2 protein-coding genes are annotated in these 420 nt (G+C 71.9%); one reads left to right on the top strand and one right to left on the bottom strand.

What is annotated here, in order from left to right:
* Positions 1-190 (bottom strand): hypothetical protein (locus tag ACY45C_RS18585; RefSeq protein WP_462188847.1); only part of this gene is annotated, 190 nt, incomplete at its 3' end.
* 37 nt (positions 191-227) lie between these two features.
* On the opposite strand from ACY45C_RS18585, the gene ACY45C_RS18580 reads away from it, so the two are divergent.
* The coding region (locus ACY45C_RS18580; RefSeq protein ID WP_462188846.1) for a sugar phosphate nucleotidyltransferase at positions 228-420 on the top strand (193 nt) is incomplete at its 3' end.

The raw sequence follows: 420 nt of genomic DNA, 5'->3' as shown, positions 1-420 counted from the left end.
ACCGTGCCACGGGATCACGCCCGCACGCACGTTCGCGGGCGAGCAGCGACGTCCTCACCCGCGTGAGAACGCGCCGCCCGCGCAGCCGGACCGCCCGGTGGCTGCCCCCACCGGTCACGACCAGCCGGCCCGCGGGACGGCTGTCCCGGGTCGCCCGGAGCGCATCGCGGTCCCGCGACGACCAGGCCATCGACGCCCATCCGCCCCGAGCGCGTCCGGACCGGGGCATGAGCACGGGAGACGCAACAGCCTTGAGCATCGAGATCGCCCAGACCAGCGAGATTCCCGACGTGGCGGACATCCCCGTCGTGATCCTGTGCGGCGGGATGGGAACCCGGCTGCGGGAAGCCAGCGAGAAACTACCCAAGCCGCTGGTGGACATCGGCGGCAAGCCGGTGCTGTGGCACATCATGAAGACCT

It is taken from the genome of Frankia sp. CcWB2, from assembly GCF_977927585.1.
This window is presented reverse-complemented; position numbering and strand designations above follow the sequence as displayed.